General features: G+C 63.9%; 19 protein-coding genes. 10 read left to right on the top strand and 9 right to left on the bottom strand.

Features of this window, described 5'->3' with window-relative positions:
* On the bottom strand, window positions 1–1,185 hold the full coding sequence (gene pncB, locus B0E48_RS14610) for a nicotinate phosphoribosyltransferase (protein WP_077518872.1): 1,185 nt from the start codon (window positions 1,183–1,185) through the stop codon (window positions 1–3).
* Between the two features lie 374 nt (window positions 1,186–1,559).
* On the opposite strand from pncB, the gene B0E48_RS14605 reads away from it, so the two are divergent.
* Together B0E48_RS14605 and B0E48_RS14600 are read left to right on the top strand one after the other, a co-directional pair.
* Entirely contained in the window at window positions 1,560–2,369 is an 810-nt protein-coding gene (locus B0E48_RS14605) for a cytochrome c (RefSeq protein ID WP_077518871.1), read from the top strand.
* A 165-nt stretch (window positions 2,370–2,534) separates the two neighbouring features.
* A complete protein-coding gene (locus B0E48_RS14600; RefSeq protein WP_077518870.1) occupies window positions 2,535–4,886 on the top strand; it encodes a protease pro-enzyme activation domain-containing protein in 2,352 nt (783 codons plus the stop codon).
* Between the two features lie 97 nt (window positions 4,887–4,983).
* Here the strand turns inward: B0E48_RS14600 and B0E48_RS14595 are convergent, their stop codons facing one another.
* From B0E48_RS14595 to B0E48_RS14580, 4 genes are all read right to left on the bottom strand, one after another.
* Window positions 4,984–6,015: an aminopeptidase gene (locus B0E48_RS14595; RefSeq protein WP_077518908.1), complete on the bottom strand. Its 1,032-nt coding sequence runs from the start codon at window positions 6,013–6,015 to the stop codon at window positions 4,984–4,986.
* A gap of 109 nt (window positions 6,016–6,124) precedes the next feature.
* A complete protein-coding gene (locus B0E48_RS18105) occupies window positions 6,125–6,499 on the bottom strand; it encodes a hypothetical protein (protein WP_254423980.1) in 375 nt (124 codons plus the stop codon).
* Between the two features lie 127 nt (window positions 6,500–6,626).
* Entirely contained in the window at window positions 6,627–7,361 is a 735-nt protein-coding gene (locus tag B0E48_RS14585) for a histone H1-like repetitive region-containing protein (RefSeq protein WP_168170372.1), read from the bottom strand.
* Between the two features lie 142 nt (window positions 7,362–7,503).
* Window positions 7,504–8,109 (bottom strand): rhomboid family intramembrane serine protease, encoded by a 606-nt coding sequence (locus tag B0E48_RS14580; protein ID WP_077518868.1) that lies wholly within the window; start codon window positions 8,107–8,109, stop codon window positions 7,504–7,506.
* Between the two features lie 135 nt (window positions 8,110–8,244).
* On the opposite strand from B0E48_RS14580, the gene B0E48_RS14575 reads away from it, so the two are divergent.
* Entirely contained in the window at window positions 8,245–9,132 is an 888-nt protein-coding gene (locus B0E48_RS14575) for a PhzF family phenazine biosynthesis protein (RefSeq protein WP_077518867.1), read from the top strand.
* A gap of 27 nt (window positions 9,133–9,159) precedes the next feature.
* Here the strand turns inward: B0E48_RS14575 and B0E48_RS14570 are convergent, their stop codons facing one another.
* Together B0E48_RS14570 and B0E48_RS14565 are read right to left on the bottom strand one after the other, a co-directional pair.
* The gene (locus B0E48_RS14570) at window positions 9,160–10,044 is read right to left on the bottom strand and encodes an NAD(P)-dependent oxidoreductase (RefSeq protein WP_077518907.1); all 885 of its coding nucleotides are present in this window, start codon (window positions 10,042–10,044) and stop codon (window positions 9,160–9,162) included.
* 70 nt (window positions 10,045–10,114) lie between these two features.
* Window positions 10,115–11,293, bottom strand: coding sequence for an NAD(P)/FAD-dependent oxidoreductase (locus B0E48_RS14565; protein WP_077518866.1), 1,179 nt, complete (start codon window positions 11,291–11,293; stop codon window positions 10,115–10,117).
* A gap of 134 nt (window positions 11,294–11,427) precedes the next feature.
* Between B0E48_RS14565 and B0E48_RS14560 the strand changes: the two genes are divergently transcribed.
* A complete protein-coding gene (locus B0E48_RS14560; protein ID WP_077518865.1) occupies window positions 11,428–11,910 on the top strand; it encodes a YajQ family cyclic di-GMP-binding protein in 483 nt (160 codons plus the stop codon).
* A gap of 104 nt (window positions 11,911–12,014) precedes the next feature.
* On the opposite strand, the gene B0E48_RS14555 is transcribed toward B0E48_RS14560, so the two are convergent.
* Window positions 12,015–12,668 carry an NrsF family protein gene (locus B0E48_RS14555; RefSeq protein WP_077518864.1) on the bottom strand — a complete coding sequence of 218 codons (654 nt, stop codon included), beginning with the start codon at window positions 12,666–12,668 and terminating at the stop codon, window positions 12,015–12,017.
* A 4-nt stretch (window positions 12,669–12,672) separates the two neighbouring features.
* Entirely contained in the window at window positions 12,673–13,278 is a 606-nt protein-coding gene (locus B0E48_RS14550) for a sigma-70 family RNA polymerase sigma factor (protein WP_168170371.1), read from the bottom strand.
* A 187-nt stretch (window positions 13,279–13,465) separates the two neighbouring features.
* Here B0E48_RS14550 and B0E48_RS14545 point away from each other — a divergent pair, with 187 nt between their 5' ends.
* From B0E48_RS14545 to B0E48_RS14520, 6 genes are all read left to right on the top strand, one after another.
* Window positions 13,466–15,187 (top strand): cytochrome c biogenesis protein DipZ, encoded by a 1,722-nt coding sequence (locus B0E48_RS14545; protein WP_077518862.1) that lies wholly within the window; start codon window positions 13,466–13,468, stop codon window positions 15,185–15,187.
* A gap of 107 nt (window positions 15,188–15,294) precedes the next feature.
* The gene (gene msrB / locus B0E48_RS14540) at window positions 15,295–15,897 is read left to right on the top strand and encodes a peptide-methionine (R)-S-oxide reductase MsrB (protein WP_077518861.1); all 603 of its coding nucleotides are present in this window, start codon (window positions 15,295–15,297) and stop codon (window positions 15,895–15,897) included.
* A gap of 121 nt (window positions 15,898–16,018) precedes the next feature.
* Window positions 16,019–16,849, top strand: coding sequence for an SH3 domain-containing protein (locus B0E48_RS14535; protein WP_168170370.1), 831 nt, complete (start codon window positions 16,019–16,021; stop codon window positions 16,847–16,849).
* Between the two features lie 99 nt (window positions 16,850–16,948).
* On the top strand, window positions 16,949–17,377 hold the full coding sequence (locus B0E48_RS14530; protein WP_343124611.1) for an FKBP-type peptidyl-prolyl cis-trans isomerase: 429 nt from the start codon (window positions 16,949–16,951) through the stop codon (window positions 17,375–17,377).
* Window positions 17,378–17,453: 76 nt separating this feature from the next.
* A complete protein-coding gene (locus B0E48_RS14525) occupies window positions 17,454–18,533 on the top strand; it encodes an SRPBCC family protein (protein WP_077518859.1) in 1,080 nt (359 codons plus the stop codon).
* 176 nt (window positions 18,534–18,709) lie between these two features.
* Complete coding sequence (locus tag B0E48_RS14520) at window positions 18,710–19,537, top strand: SH3 domain-containing protein (protein WP_077518858.1); 828 nt, start codon at window positions 18,710–18,712, stop codon at window positions 19,535–19,537.
* Window positions 19,538–19,617: the final 80 nt, after the last annotated feature.

Here is a 19,617-nt window from a genome sequence, read left to right as displayed (position 1 = left end):
TCACCCCTGCGTCGCGGGTATCTCGAATACCTGGCGCAGGTAGGCCACATACGCCGGGTCCTCGCACATGTTCTTGCCCGGCGAGTCGCTGAGCTTGGCCACCGGCTGGCCGTTGCAGCGGATCATCTTGATCACGATGTTGAGCGGTGTCGGTCCCACGTCGTTGGTAAGGTTGGTGCCGACGCCGAACGCCAGCAGACAGCGATCGCGGAAGTGCGCGTACAGCTGCATCACCTTCGGGATGTCCAGGCCGTCGCTGAACACCAGTACCTTGCTGCGCGGATCGACCCGGTTCGCCCGGTAATGCGCCAGCACCTTCTCGCCCCATTCGAACGGGTCGCCGGAATCGTGCCGCGTACCGTCGAACAGCTTGCAGAAGTACATGTCGAAATCGCGCAGGAATGCGTTGAGTCCGTAGACATCCGACAGCGCGATGCCGAGATCGCCGCGATATTCCTTCGCCCACGCCTCCAGCGCCGCCACCTGCGAGTCACGCAGGCGCGGGCCCAGCGCCTGATGCGCCTGCAGGTATTCGTGTGCCAGCGTGCCCAGCGGAACCAGATTGAGTTTGCGCGCCAGCCATACATTGCTGGTGCCGGCCAGCTGCGGGCCGAGTCCGTCGCGCAGCGCAGTCACCACTTCTTCCTGCCATGCCCGCGAGTAACGTCGACGCGTGCCGTAGTCGGCGATCTTGCAGCCGGCGTAGTCCGGCGTATCGCGCAGCAAGGCAATCTTCGCATGCAGCCGCCGACGCCCTTCGGCAAGATCGAGGCCAGCGCTGGTGTGCCGAAAATACACCTCGTTGACGATCGCCAGCAGCGGTACCTCGAACAGGATCGTATGCAGCCATGGCCCGCAGATGCGGATCTCGATCTCGCCGTTGCCGGCAACGGCAGGTGTGATCTCCACATATTTTTCGTTGAGCTGGAACAGCCCAAGGAAATCGACGAAGTCGCTCTTGATGAAGCGCCACGTGCGCAGGTAGTCGAGTTCCTCCACCGTGAAACGGAGCTGGCACAGCGCCGCCAGTTCGGTGCGGATCTCGTCGATGTACGGCACCAGGTCGATCCCGGCATTGCGGCACTTGAAGCGGTATTCGACGTGCGCGGCAGGATAATGATGCAGCACGACCTGCATCATCGAGAACTTGTACAGATCGGTATCGAGCAGCGAGTCGATGATCATCAGTCGCTCAAGTAAGGGAAGAGGTGCGCGCTTGAACCATTATCCATAGTCGAAACATATTGCACGCGAACCGAGCTTTTATCCCGCGCAAAAATAAACCCCATCAGCCAGGGGAGGACTGATGGGGTTTGTCAGGCGGCCTCCAGGGGAGGAAAGACCGGCCCCTCAGTAACACGGTGTGCTGTGCCACTTCCTGTCGCCATCACGGCGATACATGTGCTTAGTGTGGCCCATGCGTTGTGAGTTCAATGTGCACACCGGAATTTGTTCAGCTTTCCGACAGGCTCGCTGCACGAACACTCGGATACAGCCGTTCAAGCACTCGTCGTCGTGACCGGCCTTACAATTTCTTTACGTCTCTGCCGGAGTCCGTCATGAAGCCGCTCGTCCTGTGCCTGCTCGCGCTGTGCCTGATCCTGCCCGTGCAGGCCACTGAATTGAAGGTCGACCTCGGCCACGGCGTCACCGTCTATCGAACCGATGTTCTGCTCAAGCGCACTGACGTGCGCACGATCAACGTGCCGGCCGACGTCGCGTTCCATCGCAGCATGCACTACCGCGCGATACCGCTGGCGGCGTTGCTCAAGGGCATCGACGCCCGCGCTCATCTGCAGTTCGTCGGCAGCGATGGTTTTGCCGTCGAGATTCCAGCCGCACTCATCCTGAACCAGCATGGCAGCGAAGCGTGGCTGGCGATCGAGGATCCGGTGCAACCCTGGCCTGCGTTGAACGCGAACCACGGTCATGCCGGACCGTTCTACGTGGTGTGGACGCAGCCGCAGGCCGCCCATGTCAGCCCGGAACAATGGCCGTACCAGCTGGCGACGATCCGCCGGCTGGACAGCGTGACCGAGCGCTTCCCGGCGATCGTGCCCGATCCCTCGCTGCCGGCGGGCAGCGACGTGCAGCGCGGCTTCATCGTGTTCCAGCACACCTGCTTCGCCTGCCACACACTCAACGGCGAGGGCGATGCAAAACTCGGCCCCGATCTCAACCTCCCCTACAACCCCACCGAATACCTGCGCGCCGACCTGCTGCGCGCCTACATCCGCAACCCGCAGTCACTGCGGCAGTGGCCACAGGCGAAGATGCAGGGCTTCGACGTGCAGGCGCTGTCCGATGCCGACCTCGATGCCGTGCTGGCCTACCTTCGATATATGGCCGGACGCAAGATTTTGCATTGATTCAATTGAACGTACGCCCCACACACCCGAGGCAGCAGCGATCGCCAGACACGGGTTGCAAGCAAAAAACTGAATTACCATTGCTTGCCGAGTTGCCAACAATGCAGACGATAAATTTCCGGGTGATTGACCAATTGCACTGAACAGCACAGGGGAAATTCAAGTATGGAAAGGGGACTCTTTGCCCTCGGGGCGTCCATTGCTGTCGCGCTCGCGACGGCGCCCGGCCTGACACAGGCACAGTCCGTTGCGACGTCCGGCATGGGACTAGCGGATATCAGTGTCGCGCAAGCACCACGAGTCGTGCGCACCATCGACGACCACACATTGTCGACGCTACGTAAAAGTCATCCCAAGTTCCTTGAACAGATTCGGCCCGACGAAGCATTGCCGGACTCGACCCCTCTGGATCACCTGCAACTTGTCCTCAAGCGCACCGCCCAGCGCGAGCTGGCCCTCGAAGGCCTGATCGTGCAGATGCACGATCCCAAGTCATCTCGATTCCACCAATGGCAGACCCCCGAAGAATACGGTGAGAACTTCGGCGTGGCCGACAGCGATATCGCCGCGGTGAAGTCATGGTTGCTCTCCCGGGGTTTCACTATCAACACAATCTATCCAAACAGGATGCAGATTGATTTCAGCGGTACCGCTGGCTTGGTAAATCACACATTCCATACACAGGAAAACCATTACCGGCTCGGCAATGGCGACTACTTCGCCAACGCCACCGACATCAGCATTCCGACGGCGCTGCAAGACGTCGTGGCAGGCGTCGCCGGACTGAATGACTTGCATGTAGCGCCACGCCAGAAACTCGCGCCTCGCGCGGAACCGACAACACCTCGAGGACAGGCCATCACCTACAACGGTGGCGAACGTGCGCTCGTCCCCAACGACTTGGCGACAATCTATGGCGTTGCCCCTCTGCGGGCCAACGGCGTTACCGGCACCGGCGTCACCATAGCCATCGTCGGAAATGCCGACATGGTGCCGGCAGACTGGGACAACTTCACCCAGGTTTTCAACCTCGCCCGGTTTGGTGGCACATTCACACTGCTCCATCCGGCGCCGGTTTCGGGAACGAACAACTGCACCGACCCGGACGCCATCAGCAACCCCGGCATACCGGCACCCAGTGCGGATGACACCACAACCCTGGAGTCCGCCGAATGGGCCACAGCCCTCGCCCCCGGTGCAAACATCGTGGTTGCCAGCTGTGCCGATGTCGTTGGCAAACCCTGGCTGGGAACAATCATCGCCGCCACAAATCTGATCAACGGCAGTGGCCGACCCGATATCATCAGCGTGGGTGTCACCCAGGACGAACAGTGGGATGCCGCCGACAAGACCACGATTGACCAGATGTGGCAGCAAGCCGATGCCGAGGGCATTTCAGTGTTCGCCGCCACCGGCGACAAGGGAACCACGCCGGAAAGCTTTAGCAGCTTCAGTCCGACTCAGGGGCTGGGCATCGGCGTCAATGCCTTCGCGAGCTCGACTCATGTCACCGCGGTGGGCGGCACTGACTTTTCTGACGTCTACGATGGCACGACCAGTCAATACTTCTTGCCAACGCCAAGCATCGTCGGTGGTTCGGCCATTTCGTACGTGCCCGAGATTCCGTGGAACGAGTCCTGTGGCAACGGTGTTCTTGGAAAGTATCATGGCTACAACAAGGTCGTCGGCTTCTGCAACGACATGATCCGGCACGACACCAACGCAACCGTCTCCTCTCCCAACGCCGACGACTGGGCCGACAACGGGGTCTTCCTGACCTTTCGCGCGAGCGCCGGCGGCCCCTCCTCGGTGGAAGCCAAGCCTGCGTGGCAGGGTATCGTGAACGATGCGGCCAACGACGGCTGGCGCGATGTCCCGGACGTCGCCCTGTTCGCAGGCTCAAGCGCCGATTACACCTGGCTCACGGTGTGCTCGCAGGCCTACCCGTGTTCGCCCGACTTCAGTTACTCGTTCGGACCCACTGCCGGCACGGCCATGTCATCGGCAATGTTTGCCGGCATCCAGGCCGTCATGGATCAGGGGCTGAACGATCGCAACCTCGGCAAGGATCAGGGCAATGCCGCGCCGACACTCTATGCATTGGCAGCTGGAGAATATGGCGGCGCAACCGGCACTGCACCGGCGACGCTGGCAGCCTGCAGCGCGGACAGCAGTACCAGCACTGCTGCGAATTGCATCTTTCACAACATCACCCGTGGGTCAACGTCCACCAATTGCGTCATACCCGCCTCATGGGGAACCAGCATCCCGAACTGCTACATCTTCAATACCTGGACGGTTGAATACATGGGTGCTGGAACGCCCACGTCAATTCCCTTGCTGGTTGGCATGACCACCAGCGACGCATCGCCAACCGGCTATGACGTCTCGAACAAGGCGTATACGGCGAGTGCTGGTTGGAGCTTTGCGTCAGGCCTGGGTTCGGTGAATGCAAAAAATCTGCTGATCGCATGGCGCGCCTACAACACCGCGAACAGGATCAGCCTGGCGTACTAAACGCACACTTCTCTGCATCGCGCAGGCAGCGACCCGGTACCCGAGTGGTGCCGGGTCGAGCGAATCGCAGCCGATCTGCGAATCATGAGTGGCCTAATCACTTTGACAGCGCTGCACCACGGGCGCGCTGGTCGCGTTCTAGTTCTGCGTGCCGCTGCTGCTCCGGCATCCTCGCCAGTTGCCGCACCTCGGCATAGAACGCCGGCCAGCTGCGTTCGGCGCGCTGGAACAATACGGCGAATGCCGGCGTCCACTGGTCGTACAAACCGAATGGCAACAGTCGGGCGTTGTTGATGGGTGAAGCCACCCAGTCGTCGTAACGGTGGTCGTTCGGCCAGTCGTGGTCGCGCCATTGCGCGTAACGCACGCGAAACGCCGCGATCTCGCGTTGCTTGCCAGCCGTCATCGTCGGCTGGTCCACGCCACTGGCATAGAGAGTCTTCAGACGTTCGCGCAGATCCAGCACGAGTCCGGTGAAACCATCATCCATCGCCTGCGCACGATCGTCCTGCGGTTGCAGGCCGCGTGACTGCCGCCATTCGCGCAGACCCTCAGTCTGCACGAAGCTGGCGAAGGATTCGTTGAACGCGGTGTCGTCCTTCACGTAGATCAGCTGGTGCGCCAACTCATGGAAGATCGTACTGTCGAGTTCATCGTCGTCCCAGCGCAGCATGCTGGAGAGGATCGGGTCGGCGAACCAGCCCAGCGTGGAATACGCAGGCACGCCGCCGATCCAGACATCGTCGCCGCGCGCCTGCAACTTCGCCGCATCGGCCTTCGCATCGACTTCGCTGAACCAGCCGCGATAGGCGACGCAACCCGTGACCGGAAAACATTGCGGTACGGCTTCCACCGAGAAGCGCGGCGTGGCAAACACATTCCACACCACGTACGGCCGATGCAGCTCGACGTAGCCGGTATAGCTGCGATTGTCCGGCAAACCCAGCCGCTCTGAAGCGAATCGGCGCGCCTGCTGCGCCAACTGCAGGCGCGCGGCGAGTTTCGGATCGGTGGCCGGATCGCTGACGACGGCGCTCACCGCACGCCGATGGATGACCAGCTCGCCCTGCCCATGTGCAGCCTGCGTGTAATAACGCAGGCTGCTGCAGGCACAAAGCACAAGGCCCACCGTCGCGATGACGATGAGCCTTGGAAAGCGGACGGGCTGCGGCACGAACCGGAATCGGGACATGCCGCCATTGTGCCTGAAGTGTCAGGACTGCCTGGTGCTGATGGACCTAGTGATGGTGGGTACTGCCGCTGCTATGCGCACTGCCATGGGAGGCACCACGTGCGGCACCCGACGCCCGCGCGCCATGCCAGTTACCGCCCGGGTAACCACGGTAGCCGCGGTAACCATACCCGCCACGGTAATAGCCCGAGCCGCCATACCAGAGGTTCACGCTCGGTCCGTAGCAGCAGCCGTAGTAACCGTAATAACCGCCGTCGTAATAGCCCGGTCCCGCGTAGTAGCCGTTGTAATAAGCCGGCGCCACCTGGGTGTAGTAGGCGCCGCCGTAACCGGAGCTACGCACGTAGCCCGGATCGTAATAGCAGCCTGACAACGTCGCCGCAGCGGCAATCAGGGCAAGACTGGCTAACAGGCGTTTCATGATCCGTCTCCACCGGAGTGACAACGCCATACTGGACCGTAATGCTTGAACGCGTACTGAGTTTTCGGCACATGGCTGGACGGCATTTAGCTGCCAGCCATGTGCCCTGGAAGGGCCGTCACCTGGCTCAGCCCTTGCGCTTGCTCTGATCGCCACGCTGGGGTGCCAGTACACGGCCATCGCCGCCCTCACCACCTGCAGCCGGGACAGGCGGATGCATCTCGGCACCATTCGAGCCACCCGGTACCGGATTGGCATCTGGCCAGCTCGGCCCTTGCCGTACCCGTTCCTGCTTGGCTTCGAGCAATGCCTGGATATGCGCCACCGCTTCTTCCGGGCTGATGTGCTTGATTGGCGCCTCGATCACCGGAAGCTTGCGCGCGACTGGCTTCTTCACGGCGACAGCTGGCTTGCTTACTGGCTTGGCCGTCGGCTGGCGCTTCGCCACGGCTGGCGCCAGCAGTTTGCCCGATGCCGGCTTGGCCACTGCCTTGCTGGGCGGGCGCGTGGCCACCTTTCGGGCGGCGGGCTTCTTCGCAACCGGTTTCTTCGCAGCAGACTTCTGCGGACCGGCTTTCCGGACGATCACTTTCCGGGCGACGGCCTTCTTTGCTGCCGGCTTCCTTGTCGCGACTTTCTTTGTCGCTACCTTCTTCGCAGCAACCTTCTTCGTCGCGGGCTTCTTCAATGCCGGCTTCTTCGTCGCTGTTTTTTTGGCGGCGAGTTTCTTCACCGCCGTCTTGCGCGGTGCCGCCTTAGCGGTGCTGCGGGAAGATGCCTTTTTCGCAGGTGCCTTCCTGGTAGCCGTTTTCTTGGTGGTCTTCTTTGCCGCGGACTTCTTCGCAGCCGACTTGCGGGTCATAGCCATGCGTTCGTTCTCCTGCGGGGATCAATGCAACCGACACGAGTATGCACGCCTCGGCCGCACCGGGCATCACGCAGTGCAAGAACCGTTCATTATCCGGGCACCGCCGTGGGCGCACGGATGATCGGTTCGCGAGGCGTCAGAAGCTGGGACGCATCAGTGCATTGAGAAAATGCGGCAGTACGCGCTGATCCACCAGCAAGGTGAAGATCACGCCGTAAGCCGCGCCCCACAAATGCGCACTGTGGTTGATGTTGCCCTGGCCGCGTCGGTCCATGTAGATCGAGTAGCCGGTGTACAACACCGCATAGACGATCGCCGGCATCGGGATCACCAGCACGATGATGCGCGACCACGGCGCTATCAGGATATACGCGAACAGCACCGCCGACACCGCGCCCGAGGCGCCGAGGCTGCGGTAATTCGGGTTGCCGCGGTTCTTCAGATAGGTCGGCAGGATCGAGAGCACCAGGCCGCCGATATAGAACAGCGCGAAACCAAGCATGCCCAGTCGATCGGTGAAGAATCCCTCCATCGCGCGGCCGAAGAAGAACAGCGTGAACATGTTGAACAGCAGGTGGTTGAAATCCGCATGCACCAAGCCGTAGGTCACCAGCCGGTGATATTCGCGCTGGCGGGTGATCGCCGGCGGCCACAGGATCAGGTCGTTCATCAGCCGGCTGTTCTTGAACGCCATGAACGAAACGATGCAGGTGATCGCGATGATGACCAGGGTGATAGGCATGAACGTTCCCGCAGCAGGTGACAAAGCTTGGCATCTTGGCGTCCCGGCGCGGTCTTGTCGACCGCCCCTGCCCAGAACACGGCGGCACGGCTATCATCCGCCGCCTTATGCGGCTTCCTGTCGCATCACGGAATCATGACTTTGCTTCGTTACCTGCACCTGGACGTCTTTGCCGCCACCCTCGGCGGTGGCAACCATCTCGGCGTGGTGATCGGCGCGGGTGACTGGAGCGACGAGGCGATGCAGCGTTTCGCGCGCTGGACGGCGCTGGTCGAGACCACCTTCCTGCTGCCGCCGACCGCTCCGAAGGCGAGTTACCGTGTGCGCATCTTCACCCCGCACAAGGAAATCCCGTTCGCCGGCCATCCCAGCATCGGCAGCGCCCATGCGGCGCTGGCCTGCGGAATGGCCGAGCCGCGCGATGGCCTGCTATGGCAGGAATGCGGCGCGGGCGTGCTGCCGATTCGTGTCGAGGGCAGCGGTGCCAGCCGCGAACTCTTGCTGCAATCACCCGGCGAGCGCGTACTGGAAACCGGCCGCGCGGCACATCCGCTGCTGCCCGCGGCGCTGGCCGGCATCGAACTCGGCGTATTGCCACCGGCACTGGTCGACGGCGGCCGGCGCTGGTGGCTGGCCGAGGTCGCCGACGAGGCCAGCCTGCGTGCGTGGCAGCCCGATCATGCAGCGGTCGGTGCATTGGCCCGGGCCAGCGACAGCATGGGCCTGTGTGCGTTCGCACGAAGCCACCGTCCCGACTACCAGCTGGTCGTGCGCGCGTTCCCGGCTGGCGTCGGCATCGTCGAGGATCCCGCCTCCGGCGCTGCCAATGGGCTGATCGCCGCCTATATCGCCCACGCCGAACCGCGCGGCACGCTGGCTCGCGGTTATCAGGTCAGCCAGGGGCGCGAGATCGGCCATGACGCGCGACTGCTCGTGCAGATCGACGGCACCTCGATCTGGGTGGGCGGACGCAGCCACACTGTCATCGACGGCACGCTGGACTGGGACCCGCGCGTGGCGTGATATCCATCCACCGCGCACGGATAAAACTTACCCGCGTTCGTCCAGGTGCGCGCGACGCGCAGCGACCAGCGCCAGCGCCGACCAGTCCAGTTCCGCATCGCCGGCAGCCAGCGCCTCCAGCAGGCTGTCGCGCAGCACACCGGCGAACGGCAGCGGCACGCGCGCCGCCGAACCCGCCGTCAGGGCCAGCTCGACATCCTTCAGGCCCAGCGGCAGCGCGAACCCGGCCGGCTTGAAGCGCTGCTCGGCGATCAGCTTGCCATAACCCTGATAGGCCGGTGCGGCAAACAGGGTGTTTGTCATCACCTCGAGGAAATCCGCGGCACTGATGCCGTGCGCACGGGTGAGCGCTGTCGCCTCGGCCATGCTCTCGATCGCCGCGGCCAACATGAAGTTACCGGCGATCTTCGCCACGTTCGCGCGCTCGGGCGCTTCGCCCAGCGGCCATAGCCTGCTGCCCATCGCATCCAGCAGAGGTCGCACGCGCTCGATCACGGCAGATGGGCCGGCGACGAGGATATTCAGCTTCGCCGCAGCGGCCATGTCCGGACGTCCAAACACCGGCGCAGCGACATACGACAGGCCGCGCCTCGCGTGTTCCTCGACGAGTTGCTTGGCCAGTGCCACCGAAATCGTGGCGTGGTTCACGTGCACAGTGCCGCGGTCCATCGCATCGAGCAGGCCGCCGTCGAGGAATACCTCACGCACGGCCTGATCGTTGGCCAGCATGCTGCACAGCACGTCACCCTGCGCGGCCCGATCGGCCGTACGTGCCACCTTGGCACCAAGCGATGCCAGAGGTTCGGTGGCTGCGGCGGAGCGGTTCCACACGGTCAGTGTGTGCCCGGCCGCCAGCAGGTTGCTGGCCATCGCGCTGCCCATCGCGCCGAGGCCGATAAATCCGACTTTCATGCTGGTTTCCTCATCGTCGACTCCGGCGCAGTGAAGCATGTGCCGTGTTCATGACGTGCGAAGCCGCAAGCTAAACCACCTCGCCCGCCGCCTGCCCCGATGCCCACGCCCACTGGAAGTTGTAGCCACCGAGCCAGCCGGTGACGTCGACTACTTCGCCGATGAAATACAGCCCCGGCACCAGCTTCGACTGCATCGTGCTGGAGGACAGTCCATCGGTATCGACGCCGCCAAGCGTCACCTCGGCGGTGCGATAGCCTTCGGTGCCGCTGGCGGTGATCGGCCAGGCGTTGAGCTGCGCGCCGATCTGCTCCAGCTCAGCCTCGCGGTACTGGCGCATCGGCCGGCTTTCGAACCATTGCTCGCACAGCCGCTGCGCCAGCCGTTTCGGCAGCACCTCGCCGAGCACGGTTTTCAGCTCCGCCAGTGGCCGGGCCGTGCGCTGTTCAATCAGCCATACGCCAACATTTTGATCCGGCAGCAGGTCGATGCGCAGGTCGTCGCCGGGTTTCCAGTACGAGGAGATCTGCAGGATAGAGGGACCGCTGATACCACGATGGGTAAACAGCAGGCCGGCGCGGAAGCGTTGCTTGCCCACGCGCGTTTCCACCGCGGGCAACGCCACGCCGGCCAGGTCCTGATAATGCTCCTGATGCTTGCCGCTCAAGGTCAGCGGCACCAGCCCGGCGCGCTTGGGCAGCACGGTATGACCGAACTGGCGGGCCAGTTCGTAACCAAAGCCGCTGGCACCCATGCTGGGAATCGACAGGCCACCGCTGGCCAACACCAGCGATTCGGCATGCACCTCGCCGCGTGCGGTGAGCACGCTGAAACCTTCCGGCGTCTTGCGCACGCGCTGCACGCCGCAGTTCGCCTCCACCGTGACGCCGGCGACGGCGCATTCGTCCAGCAGCATGCGCACGATCTGCTTGGACGAGTCGTCGCAGAACAGCTGGCCCAGTTCTTTCTCGTGGTACGCGATGCGGTGTTTCTCGACCAACGCGATGAAGTCCCGCGGGGTGTAACGCGCCAGCGCGGACTTGGCGAAATGCGGATTGGCCGACAGGTAGTTCGCCGGGGTCGCGCCGGTATTGGTGAAATTGCAGCGGCCGCCGCCGGACATCAGGATCTTCTTGCCGACCTTGTTGGCGTGATCGACCACCAGCACGCGGCGGCAGCGCTGGCCGGCGGCGATCGCGCACATCAGCCCGGCGGCGCCGGCACCAACGATCAGCACGTCTGTTTTCAAGAACTCACCATGGTTACGCCGCTTTGCTTTTGCTCGTCATTCCGGCGCAAGCCGGAATGACGAAGAGGGAATTCGCGCATTATCGCCCAGCCGCATCGCTTACACTTTGACTCTGTTTCCAGCGAGCCGCCGCCATGCCCTCCTTTGACGTGATTTCCGAAGTCGACAAGCACGAGTTGACCAATGCGGTCGACCAGGCCAACCGCGAGCTGTCCACCCGTTTCGATTTCAAGGGTCAGGACGCGTCGTACGCACTGGACGAGTTCGTCATCACGCAGAGCGCCCCCAGCGAGTTCCAGCTGCAGCAGATGCTGGACATCCTGCGCGCCCGGCTGATCGCACGGAAGATCGACGTCCGCGCGCTCGACGTCGGCGACCCGGAAACCAACCTGGGTGGCTCGCGGCAGAAGATCACCGTCAAGCAGGGCATCGAACAGCCGGTCGCGAAGAAGCTGGTGGCTGCGCTGAAGGCCGCCAAGCTCAAGGTCGAGGCGCAGATCAACGGCGACAAGCTGCGCGTCACCGGCAAGAAGCGCGACGACCTGCAGGATGCGATGGCGGTGCTGCGCAAGGCGGATGTCGAGTTGCCGCTGCAGTTCGACAACTTCCGCGATTGACGAAATCCCTGTAGGAGCGTCTTCAGCCGCGATGCTCTTGATCTGATCTTGGTCGATCCCGAGAAGCATCGCGGCTGAAGCCGCTCCTACAAAAAAGCCTGCGATCAGGCTTTTGACAGCAGCCGGCCACCCATCGCGGCGTTGACCGCCACCACCACGGCCACCGCCAGTGCGTGCGTCAGCAGATCGGTCGCAGCGGCATCGTAGGCATGGCAGATCTCCAGCAGGCTGGCCGAGGCTGCCGCGCTGGCGAGGCCGATCAGCACCGCGGTGAGCACCGGCCGCAGCGGGAAGGCGCGACGCAACAGCACGATCAGCAGCGCGGACAGCGGGATCGAGAAGCTGATGATGAAGACCAGGCAATCGGCGGACTGATGCATGTTGGCGATATGCGTACCCGGAGCAATCCACGTGCGCAGGCAGCCCATTCCGCTGGCGCCGATCCACAGCAAGGCACCCGGCAACGGCAGCCAGGCCCAGGCTGCGCGCCGTCCCGGCACACCCAAGGCAAACGCAGCCCACGCGGCGGTGATCGCGGTGATCACCGCCCCCATGCCGGCCCAGCCGAGATCCGGCGTAACGGCCCAGCGCCGCAGCATCGGATCCGCACCGTAATGCATCAGAAGCACGGCGGCGATGGCTGCCACCGCCAGCATCCAACCGGCGGTGCGCAGCCATGGCGGCAGCAGACGCCGCACCGGCACCAGGTCGGTACCAAGGCGGTCGATCAGTGCCTCATGGGGTCGCGGGTCGGACATGGCCTCAGGGTTCTCCATGGAAACGTTCACGCAGCGCCTTCAGCGCGCGATGCAGGTTCACTTTCAGCGCACCCGTGTTGCGCCCAGTGATTTCGGCCGCCTCGCTCAGCGAGCGCTCGCGCAGGCCCAGTTGCTCCACCGCCTCGCGCTGACCCGGCGGCAATTCGGCGATCGCCTCGCGCAGGCGCTGCGCACGCTGCCCGCTTTCGGTGGCGGCACTGGCATCGTCAGTATCGGGATGACTGTCGAGTGCGAATTCGTCGTGCAGCTCGCGGCTGTCGCGCCGACCGCGGCTGCGCAGCGCGTCGATCGCGCGGCGGTTGGCGATCGCGGTGAGCCACGCATCGTACGAACGGCTTGGATCGTAGGTGTGCCGCACGCGATGTACGGTGATCAAAGTCTCCTGCACCACGTCATCCAGATGGTCCTGCGCCACACCCTGGCGTCGCGCCGCCGCCTTGATCAGCGCCACCGAATCGGCCAGCAGTTTCTCGTAGGCGCGTCGGTCGCCGGCCTGCGCGGCAGCCATCCACGCCGCCCGACGCTGGTCGGGCGTTTCGCTGGTGCTGGCGGCGGCGGATTCGACTGGCACGGTCCGGACGAGACTCATCCCACGGGAAAGTCCACTATCTAGACCCATGAAGCCGGTGGCGGTCAAGGTTTGCGACATGCTCGGTCCACGACGGAACGTCTATCAGGTCTTCGCTGCATCTACGGCCAGCGTTACTTCGTACCTGCAGGTAACCGCTGCCAGACTGCCGGCGAATAACCAGACAACCTCCCACGGATGACGCTCCATGCTCGTGTTGATCCTCGCCTACCTCGGCGGCGTACTGACCATCCTCAGCCCTTGCATCCTGCCGGTGCTGCCGTTCGTGTTCGCCCGTTCCGACAAGCCCTTCATGCGCAACGGCCTGCCGATGCTGCTGGGCATGGCGATCACGTTTTCCGCGGTGGCCACCCTGGCCGCCCTGGGCGGTGGCTGGGCAGTCCACGCCAACCAGTTCGGCCGCTACGTGGCAATGGTGGTACTGGCCTTCCTCGGCCTGACCCTGCTGTCGACCCATCTGGCCGAGTGGATCAGCCGCCCGTTCGTGGCGCTGGGCAACCGGCTGTCGCAGCGCTCAGCCGGCGGTAGCGATTCGATTTGGGGCGCGGCCGGCCTTGGTGTAGCCACCGGCCTGCTATGGGCACCCTGCGCGGGGCCGATCCTCGGCCTGCTGCTGACCGGTGCGGCGCTGAATGGCGCCAGTGTGCAGACCACCTTGCTGCTGCTCACCTATGCCGCCGGCGCGGCGACATCGCTCGGCCTGGCGCTGCTGATCGGCGGCAAGGTTTTCGGCTTGATGAAACGCTCGCTCGGCGCTGGTGAGTGGGTGCGTCGCGCACTCGGCGTGCTGGTGCTGTGCGGCGTCGCCGCGATCGCGCTGGGGCTGGATACCGGCCTGCTCACCCGCGTCTCGCTGGCCAGCACCGGTGGCATCGAACAGAAGCTGATCAATGCGGTGCGCCCGGCACCCGCGCCCGAACCCGTGTTGAAAGCCGGCGACCCACTGCCGGTGGAAGGCCAGATGCCGTCGCTGGCCGGCGCCACGCAATGGCTCAACAGTCCGCCACTGGCCACTGAATCGCTGCGTGGCAAGGTGGTGCTGGTCGACTTCTGGACCTACTCCTGCATCAACTGCATCCGCTCGCTGCCGTATGTGCGCGGCTGGGCCGACAAGTACAAGGATCACGGCCTGGTGGTGATCGGCGTGCATGCGCCGGAGTTCGCGTTTGAGAAGGATCCGGCCAACGTGGCCAAGGCGGTCAAGGATCTCGGCGTCGATTACCCGGTCGCGCTCGACAACGACTATGCAATCTGGAAAGGCTTCAACAACGAATACTGGCCGGCGCATTACTTCATCGACGCGCAGGGGCAGATCCGCCATCACCATTTCGGCGAAGGCGGCTACCAGGAAAGCGAGGACGTGATCCGCCAGCTGCTCACCTCGGCGGGCCAGAAGGATCTGCCCGGCGGCTACGTCAGCGATGACCATCACGGCGTCGAAGCCGCCGCGTCGAACGACCCCACCCGCTCGCCGGAAACCTACGTCGGCTACGCCCGTGCGCAGAACTTCGTTGGCGGCAAGGCGGCGCATGACGACGCTGCGGAATACCACGCGCCTGACGCACTCGCCGCGGATCAATGGTCGCTCGACGGTCACTGGAATGTGCACGGCGAAAGCGCCCAGCTCGACCAGGCCGGTGGTGCCATCGTCTACCGCTTCCGTGGCCGTGACCTGCACCTGGTGCTCGGCCCCGCCAGCGACGGCAAGCCGATCCGCTTCCGCGTCACCATCGACGGCAACGCGCCTGGTGCCGACCACGGCATGGATACCGACGCCGACGGTAACGGCACGATCACCGCACAGCGCCTGTACCAGCTGGTGCGTCAGGCCAACGGCAGCGGCGAGCGGCTGTTCCAGATCACCTTCCTCGATCCGGGTGTGCAGGCGTATGCCTTCACGTTCGGCTGATCGCTTTTGCTCTCGTAGGAGCGACTTCAGTCGCGATGCCCTTGCGCGATTTGAAAAGCAATCGCGACCGAAGTCGCTCCCACAGAAACTCACCCACGGAGGTTGCCATGTCACGCATCGATGAAACCCTCGCGATGGATCGCCGCCGCTTCCTGCGCGCGGCATTCACCGGCGGCGCGCTACTGGTAGCCGGTGGCGGCCTGGTCATCCCGCGCCTGTTCGCCGCCGCCAACACTCCGATCGGCAAGCCCGACAGCGTGCTGCTGGAAATCTTCGGCGACGATGGTCGCGACCTTGGTCCGCGCCAGGTACCCAAGCTGGTACTGGCCGATGCGCAATGGCGGCAGCGGCTGTCGCCGGCGGCGTACGAAATCATGCGCCACGACGGTACCGAGATGGCATTCAGCGGCGAGCATGAGAAACCCGCCACCGCGGGCCTGTTCCGCTGTGCCGCCTGTGCCACCGCACTGTACGACGCGGCGACCGAATTCGACTCCGGCACCGGCTGGCCCAGCTTCTGGCAGCCGATCGCGGCGCGCAATGTTATCCAGCGTGGCGACAACAGCTTCGGCATGGACCGCACCGCGATCAGCTGCGCCGGCTGCGACAGCCATCTCGGCCATGTCTTCGACGATGGGCCGCGACCGACCGGCCTGCGTTACTGCATGAACTCGGTGGCACTGCGCTTCGTGGCACGGACAACAGGCTGAGCTGTACCGTCGATATACCGGCGATGTACCGGATATAACCCGCCTCCGATCAGCCCTCGACACCGGTATGCCGACACGCGCATATACTGCAGGCGACATCCACCCGCGGGAGATCGCACGCATGAATCGGCTGACACGTCTTGCTCTTGCATCACTGTCATTGGCGTCACTTTCACTGGCCTTCCCCGCGCTCGCACAGGCAGCGGATGGCTATGTCACAGGCAACGTCAATCTGCGTGCCGGCCCCGACCCGAGTTATCCGCTGGTAGACCAGCTCCCCGCCGGCACCGAAGTCGACGTACAGGGCTGTACCGATGGCTGGGAGTGGTGCGATGTAATCAACGCCAACGACGGCAGTCGCGGCTGGATCGCCGGTAATTTCATCCAGTACGAATACCAGGACCAGCCGGTGCTGCTGCCTGAGTACGGTGCGCAGATCGGCATTCCGATCGTGAGCTTCGTGATCGGCAGCTACTGGGACAACTACTACCGTGGACGGCCGTTCTATCGCGATCGTGCCACCTGGTACAGCCGCCCCATGCCACACCGTGCACCGCCGCGGCCGATGAACCGCCCGTATCAGGGTGGTGGCCCGGGACAGTGGCATGGATCCAATGGAAATCGTCCTGACCAGCGGCTAGGGCATCTGGGGCCGGTGAGTCCAGGGTATCCCGCGCATACCGATCAGGGTGGCAGGTCACCGGAGCGTGACATGCGTCCGGGTGGTAATCGTCCGGCAGCTCCTGCAGAAACGCAGCCTGCAGCACATGCACGCCCCGAGCCGCAATATCAGCGCCCGCAGCAGGCCGGTGGTCAGCCGCAGCGTGGACCAAATCCCGGGCCCCGTCCGGAGCAGGCCACCCAGGGTCGCGGTCAACCGCAAGCGCATGCGCGTCCCGAGGCCAAACCCGTCGAGCACAAGGACGATCATGGTGATAACGGCGGTCATTGAGAACTGATCGCGCAGACGTCAGCGGGGTCGGATGATTTTCCATCATCCGGCCCCGCTGCTTTAGTTAGACTGATGACTCACTTGAACCAGGATCTTCCGGTGCGCCGATCCCTGTTGCCGTTCGTCACCCTGCTGTTCGCCACCGTGCTCATGCTGTCGCACGCTGCCTCCGCCGCCGAGCCCACCCAACTGAGCGTGATCGACCAGCAGGTCGGTACCGGCGCGGTCGCCCGCAATGGCAGCGAGGTCGAACTCAACTACACCGGCTGGCTGTACGACGAGAACGCGAAGGACCACCACGGCGCGAAAGTCGACAGCTCGTACGATCACGGCCAGACGATCAGCTTCACCCTCGGCGACGGCAAGGTCATTCCCGGCTGGGATCGGGGTATCAAGGGCATGCGCGCGGGCGGTAAGCGCACCTTGCTGATTCCGCCGAAACTTGGCTATGGCGGCCGCAGCGTCGGCAACGTGGTACCGCCGAACGCCACGCTGATCTTCGATATCGAGCTGGTCAGCGTGCACTAGGGGGCACCATCGCACCCTTCCCGTGGCGCTCGCGACGGTCAATACTCCGGCATCGCATCTGACCGGCGCGTAGCCCATGACTGACCTGTTCGCTCCCGACGTGCTCGCCGCGCAACCGTTGACCCACGCGCTGGCGCTACCGGCGCGCTACTACACCGACTCACGCATGCCGGCCCTGGATGCCACGGTGGTGTTCGCGCGGAGCTGGCAGCTGGTATGCCATCAATCGCAGTTGAGTGGCGTGGGCGATCATGTGGTGACCGCGATTGCCGGGCTGCCCCTGCTGATCGTGCGCAGCGACGAGTCCACGATTCGCGCGTTCCACAACGTCTGCCGGCATCGCGCCGGGCCGATCGCCAGTTGCGATGGCCGCGGCGCGACCGCGCTGCGCTGCCGCTACCACGGCTGGACCTATGGACTGGATGGCGTGCTGCGCGGCGCACCGGAAATGGGTCGCACGCCGGACTTCGATCCGGCCACGATCCGCCTGCCGGAAGTACCTGTGCAGGTATGGCAGGGACTGGTGTTCGTCGCCACCGGCGAAGCCCCGCCATTCGACGAATTCGTTGCGGGCATCGACGCACGACTGGGACCCGATCGCTCGCTGGCCGGTTTTGAATTCCATCACCGCGCCAGCTGGGAAGTGGCATGCAACTGGAAGGTGTACGTGGACAACTACCTGGAGGGTTACCACGTGCCGCACATCCATCCGGGCCTCAACAGCGTGCTCGACTACCGCAGCTACATCACCGAGACGGCCGAGTGGTATTCGTTCCAGTTCAGTCCACTGGACAGCGGCGACGATCTATACGGCAGCGGCGAGGCGCTGTACTACTTCCTGTATCCGAACGCGATGCTCAACATCCTGCCCGGCCGCCTGCAGACCAACCGCGTGCTGCCGCTGGGCGTCGATCGCTGCCTGGTCGAATTCGATTTCTATTACGCGCCGGCGACCACACCCGAGGCGCTGGCACGCCGCGCCAGGGACATCGCGTTCAGCGACGAAGTACAGGACGAGGACGTGACGATCTGCCAGGACGTGCAGCGTGGCCTCGCCTCCGGTTCGTACGAGGCGGGTCGGCTCAATCCGCTGCGCGAAAACGCGGTGCATCACTTCCATGAGTTGCTGCGGCGCGCCTACCGCGAGCACGTCTGAGCGCCGGCCCATACCTGATAGGCAACGCATCAACGCTCATCCGCGCAAGGAAACTCGAGCCGGCCACGCCGCTTGCACGACAACTGCAACCGGCTCAAAGTGGCCCGGCATACATCGCCAGACATGAGGGTCTTGGGGAAGATGGTTATCGGACGACAACTCAGGAGGTGTCATCAATGAAACGTCTTGCATGGTTGGTTCTTTCTTCTCTCGCCTTGGCTATACCCGCCCTGGCTCAGGCCGCCGACGGCTTTGTCACCGGCAATGTCAATCTGCGCGCCGGACCCGACTCGGAATATCCACTCATTCTTACCGTTCCGGTCGGCACTCCGGTCAACATCCAGGGTTGCACCACCGGTTGGGAATGGTGCGATGTGATCACCATGGGTACGCGCGGCTGGGTCGCCGGCACCTTCATCCAGTACCAGTACCAGAACCAGCCCGTGCTGGTGCAGGAATACGGCGCGAACATCGGTATCCCGATCGTCAGCTTCGTGATCGGCACCTACTGGAGCAACTATTACAGCAACCGCCCGTTTTATCGTCAGCGCAATGTCTGGTATCGCCGGCCAATCATCAGCCGCCCACCGCCGCGGCCGCCCCATCGACCACCGCCACGCCCGCAGCCGGGCAACGGAAACAGGCCACCGCGCCCCGGTATCGGCAATCCCGGCAATGGCCACCGGCCATCGCCTGGGCAGGGTAATCGTCCCTCGCCAGGTCAAGGCAATCGGCCGCCACCGAATCAGGGCAATCGCCCTTCGCCTGGTCAGGGCAACCGGCCACCGCCGAACCCGGGCAATCGCCCCTCGCCAGGTCAGGGCAACCGGCCACCGCCGAATCAGGGCAATCGCCCTTCGCCAAGTCAGAGCAATCGGCCACCGCCGAATCAGGGCAATCGTCCGTCACCAAGCCAGGGCAACCGGCCGCCGCCGAATCAGGGCCAGCGGACCAAGCCACAGGCGCGGCCGGCACCTGCCGACAAGAGCAACAACGGCAACTGACGGATTCCCGCGAAACTGCCACCTGAAACGCCGCGGCGTTTCACTGTGACCGATCCCAGCATGGCTGGATCAGCATCTGC

This window comes from Rhodanobacter sp. C03, assembly GCF_002001175.1.
Lineage (GTDB): Bacteria > Pseudomonadota > Gammaproteobacteria > Xanthomonadales > Rhodanobacteraceae > Rhodanobacter.
The sequence above is the reverse complement of the archived record's forward strand: the minus strand, read 5'-3'. Positions and strand labels throughout refer to the sequence as shown.

Bases quoted from the DNA above. Each gene is read 5' to 3' on its own strand.
- pncB (WP_077518872.1), bottom strand. From the start codon at position 1,185: ATGATCATCGACTCGCTGCTCGATACCGATCTGTACAAGTTCTCGATG.
- B0E48_RS14605 (WP_077518871.1), top strand. From the start codon at position 1,560: ATGAAGCCGCTCGTCCTGTGCCTGCTCGCGCTGTGCCTGATCCTGCCC.
- B0E48_RS14600 (WP_077518870.1), top strand. From the start codon at position 2,535: ATGGAAAGGGGACTCTTTGCCCTCGGGGCGTCCATTGCTGTCGCGCTC.
- B0E48_RS18105 (WP_254423980.1), bottom strand. From the start codon at position 6,499: ATGAAACGCCTGTTAGCCAGTCTTGCCCTGATTGCCGCTGCGGCGACG.
- B0E48_RS14585 (WP_168170372.1), bottom strand. From the start codon at position 7,361: ATGACCCGCAAGTCGGCTGCGAAGAAGTCCGCGGCAAAGAAGACCACC.
- B0E48_RS14580 (WP_077518868.1), bottom strand. From the start codon at position 8,109: ATGCCTATCACCCTGGTCATCATCGCGATCACCTGCATCGTTTCGTTC.
- B0E48_RS14575 (WP_077518867.1), top strand. From the start codon at position 8,245: ATGACTTTGCTTCGTTACCTGCACCTGGACGTCTTTGCCGCCACCCTC.
- B0E48_RS14570 (WP_077518907.1), bottom strand. From the start codon at position 10,044: ATGAAAGTCGGATTTATCGGCCTCGGCGCGATGGGCAGCGCGATGGCC.
- B0E48_RS14560 (WP_077518865.1), top strand. From the start codon at position 11,428: ATGCCCTCCTTTGACGTGATTTCCGAAGTCGACAAGCACGAGTTGACC.
- B0E48_RS14555 (WP_077518864.1), bottom strand. From the start codon at position 12,668: ATGTCCGACCCGCGACCCCATGAGGCACTGATCGACCGCCTTGGTACC.
- B0E48_RS14550 (WP_168170371.1), bottom strand. From the start codon at position 13,278: ATGAGTCTCGTCCGGACCGTGCCAGTCGAATCCGCCGCCGCCAGCACC.
- B0E48_RS14545 (WP_077518862.1), top strand. From the start codon at position 13,466: ATGCTCGTGTTGATCCTCGCCTACCTCGGCGGCGTACTGACCATCCTC.
- msrB (WP_077518861.1), top strand. From the start codon at position 15,295: ATGTCACGCATCGATGAAACCCTCGCGATGGATCGCCGCCGCTTCCTG.
- B0E48_RS14535 (WP_168170370.1), top strand. From the start codon at position 16,019: ATGAATCGGCTGACACGTCTTGCTCTTGCATCACTGTCATTGGCGTCA.
- B0E48_RS14525 (WP_077518859.1), top strand. From the start codon at position 17,454: ATGACTGACCTGTTCGCTCCCGACGTGCTCGCCGCGCAACCGTTGACC.
- B0E48_RS14520 (WP_077518858.1), top strand. From the start codon at position 18,710: ATGAAACGTCTTGCATGGTTGGTTCTTTCTTCTCTCGCCTTGGCTATA.